Source organism: Streptomyces sp. NPDC007162 (assembly GCF_040634175.1).
Taxonomy (GTDB): domain Bacteria; phylum Actinomycetota; class Actinomycetes; order Streptomycetales; family Streptomycetaceae; genus Streptomyces.
Genome location: NZ_JBEYFC010000786.1, coordinates 1 through 2,978, shown reverse-complemented (window position 1 = coordinate 2,978; position 2,978 = coordinate 1). Strand labels below are relative to the sequence as shown.

4 protein-coding genes and 1 tRNA gene are annotated in these 2,978 nt (G+C 74.7%); 2 read left to right on the top strand and 3 right to left on the bottom strand.

Features of this window, described 5'->3' with window-relative positions; genetic code table 11:
• Window positions 1–247: 247 nt before the first annotated feature.
• Window positions 248–988, top strand: a complete 741-nt coding sequence (locus ABZ646_RS43910) for a cobalt-precorrin-6A reductase (protein WP_360532629.1) — start codon at window positions 248–250, stop codon at window positions 986–988.
• 19 nt (window positions 989–1,007) lie between these two features.
• Here the strand turns inward: ABZ646_RS43910 and cobF are convergent, their stop codons facing one another.
• Window positions 1,008–1,790 carry a precorrin-6A synthase (deacetylating) gene (gene cobF / locus ABZ646_RS43905; RefSeq protein WP_360532626.1) on the bottom strand — a complete coding sequence of 261 codons (783 nt, stop codon included), beginning with the start codon at window positions 1,788–1,790 and terminating at the stop codon, window positions 1,008–1,010.
• Between the two features lie 44 nt (window positions 1,791–1,834).
• Window positions 1,835–2,344, bottom strand: a complete 510-nt coding sequence (locus ABZ646_RS43900) for a DUF309 domain-containing protein (RefSeq protein ID WP_360532623.1) — start codon at window positions 2,342–2,344, stop codon at window positions 1,835–1,837.
• Window positions 2,345–2,458: 114 nt separating this feature from the next.
• On the opposite strand from ABZ646_RS43900, the gene ABZ646_RS43895 reads away from it, so the two are divergent.
• A tRNA-Pro gene (locus ABZ646_RS43895) sits at window positions 2,459–2,532 on the top strand.
• Between the two features lie 172 nt (window positions 2,533–2,704).
• On the opposite strand, the gene ABZ646_RS43890 is transcribed toward ABZ646_RS43895, so the two are convergent.
• The coding region (locus ABZ646_RS43890; RefSeq protein ID WP_360532620.1) for an MFS transporter at window positions 2,705–2,978 on the bottom strand (274 nt) is incomplete at its 5' end.

The following is a 2,978-nucleotide window of genomic DNA, read 5'->3' as shown; positions in this document are numbered from 1 at the left end:
CCCGCCCGGAACCAGGTACGAGAACGTGTCCGTCGCCGGGGCCGACGCGTCCGGCGTCCGGGTGGGGGCGCCCGTACATGCCAGGGGGACGCAGCAGCGCCCCGCAACGGGGCGCGAGGACCTGCGCGACAGGCCCCCACCGGCCTCGCGGCCTCCGTCGGACCCCTCCCCGCCCCGGCGGCGCCCCGGTTCCGCACGGCACCGTCCCGATACCCGGTGCCTCCGTGTGTCCGCTTACGCTCGGGCCATGTCCTCGCACGTCCTGATCCTCGGCGGTACCACCGAGGCGCGTGAGCTGGCGGCCGCGCTCGCCGCCCGCCCCGGCGTCCGCGTCACCACCTCCCTCGCCGGGCGCGTCGGCAGGCCGGGCGCGCTGGCGGGCGAGGTCCGTGTCGGAGGCTTCGGCGGCCCGGCCGGGCTCGCCGACTGGCTGCGTGAGCAGCGCGTGTCCGTCCTCGTCGACGCCACGCACCCGTTCGCCGAGACGATCACCGGGAACGCGGCGCGGGCCGCGGCGGCCACCGGCGTCCCCGCCCTGGTGCTGCGCCGCCCCGGCTGGCGGCCCGGCCCCGGTGACCGCTGGCACCCCGCGGAGTCCCTGGCCGGCGCGGCGGAGCTGCTGCCGGACTTCGGCCCCCGGGTCATGCTGACCACAGGACGTCTGGGCCTGTCCGTCTTCGCCCACCTGACGGACCACCACTTCGTCGTACGGTCGGTGGATCCCCCCGAGCCCCCGATGCCCCCGCACACCGAAGTGCTGCTCGCCCGCGGCCCGTTCACGATTGCCGACGAGACCGCGCTGCTGTCCGAGAACCTGATCGACGTCCTGGTGACGAAGGACAGCGGGGGAGCGGCGACGGCGGCGAAGCTCACGGCGGCACGCGAGCTGGGCCTGCCCGTGATCGTCGTACGACGGCCGCCGCTGCCGGCCGGGGTGACGGCGGTGCCCGATGTGGCAGCTGTGCTGGAACGGCTGGAGCGCCTGTGACGGCCGGCCCGGACGGCGGTCAGGTCTCCTGCGGCCCCTCGGGGTGGCGGCGCAGCAGGTAGGTGTCCATGATCCAGCCCTTGCGTTCCCGGGCCTCGGCCCGCAGCCGCTCGATCCGCGGGGCCGCGTCGGCGATCGGGCCGGCGACCAGGATCTCGTCGGGGGTGCCGAGATAGGCGCCCCAGTAGATGTCGATGTCCTGGTCCGCGTAGCGCCGGAAGGCCTGGTGGGCGTCGAGCATCACCACCACGTCGTCCACCCCGTCCGGGAGCCCCTCGGCGAGCCGCCGCCCGGTGGTGATCTGCACCGGCCGCCCCACCCGGTTCAGCCCGGTGCGGTGCCTGGCCACCAGTGACGACACGCTGCTGATCCCGGGCACCACGTCGTACTCGAACGCCACGGAGCCGCGCTCCAGCACCTCCGCCAGGATCGCCAGCGTGCTGTCGTACAGCGAGGGATCGCCCCACACCAGGAAGGCGCCGGTCCCCGCCTCGCCCACCTCCTCGCGGATCAGCCGCTCGTAGATGTCCGCGCGGGCGCTGCGCCAGTCCCCGACCGCCGGTGGGTACGCGCCGCCGCTCGCCGCCCGGTCCCGCTCCGGGTCCCGTGCCTCGACCAGCCGGTAGCCGCCGTCCGGTAGGTGCGTGTCGAGCATGTCCCGGCGCAGCCCGGTGAGGTCGCTCTTGGCCTCGCCCTTGTCGAGGATGAAGAACACGTCCGTGTCCCTGAGCGCCCGGACCGCCTGGAGGGTGAGCTGGTCGGGGTCGCCCGCGCCGATACCGATGACATGAATCTTTCGCACGCCCCGAGTCTGCCGCATGCCACTGACCGCGGGTCGCGCCGGTGCTACCGGGCGCCGCGCAGCCGGGGTGCCTCGGTCCTCGCCGTCACCGTCCCGGCGCCGCCCTCGACCCGCCCGGCCAGCTCCCGGGCCCACCGGGCGAGCCCCTCGACGTCCACCCCGTGCGGCCGCCGCTCCCCGCTCCGGGCCGCCCACTCCTCGACCGCACCGGCCCCGCGCCGCAGCAGCCGCGCCCCGCCGGTCACGTTCCCCCGGGCCGAGTGCGTGAGACCCACCGCCAGCTGCGCCAGCCCCCGCCACAACGTCCGCTCCGCCTCGGGCCCCGACTTCCAGGCGTCCTCGAACACCTCGTGGGCGTGGAACGGCTTCCCGGCGTCCAGCAGCGCCTGCGCCTCGACGACGGTCTCCTCGGGGGTCCGGACGACCCCTTCGGGCTGCCGTTCGACCCCGGGTGTGCCGTACGGCAGCGGCCGCCCCAGCCCGTCGCGCGGCCGGGCGTTGCGCGCCCGGCCCTCGGTGTCCCGGTCCCGTGCCCCTGTCCCCGCGTTTCCCATACGACCGATTGTGCCCCTCCGCACACCCGTCCTCCCGCCCGCTTTCGGCTCGCCCGGGTGCGTGGGGTAAGGTGCTGTTCGCGCGATCATGCGGGCCACCGCGGGTGAGCGCACCGGGACGTGGCGCAGCTTGGTAGCGCACTTGACTGGGGGTCAAGGGGTCGCAGGTTCAAATCCTGTCGTCCCGACGGTTGTGACCAGCGGGTTTGCCGACCATGGCAGACCCGCTGGTTGCGTTTGTGGGACACGTGATGGCGGCGTGATGGCAAGGCGGATCTCCTCGGAGCGCCGGCTCCCGGCCGACGGAAGGCCAAGCCTTCGAGGGGAGTATCTGGAACGGCCTCCGCGTCGTTGTCGGGGTCAGCCGGTATGCACCCGGGGGCCGACGGTTGCGTCGAAGGCGTGGGTGACCTCCGGTTCCGTGCCGGGTACGAGGAGGACGCGGGCGGTGTCCTCGAAGCGGCGGTCGGTGACGGTGAGGCGGTCGTGGTGCTGGGCCAGGTGTTCGGCCCAGGAGGCGACGAGGTAGTTCTCGACGAAGCGGCCGGGAGCGGTGCCGTCCTCGTACAGACCCCACGTGAGGGCCCCGGTGCGGCGCCGGGAGCGGGCCACGTCGCGCATCGCGTCGGTGAAG

Coding starts and splice junctions, on each gene's coding strand:
- ABZ646_RS43900 (WP_360532623.1), bottom strand. CDS start 2,344: ATGGGAAACGCGGGGACAGGGGCACGGGACCGGGACACCGAGGGCCGG.
- ABZ646_RS43910 (WP_360532629.1), top strand. CDS start 248: ATGTCCTCGCACGTCCTGATCCTCGGCGGTACCACCGAGGCGCGTGAG.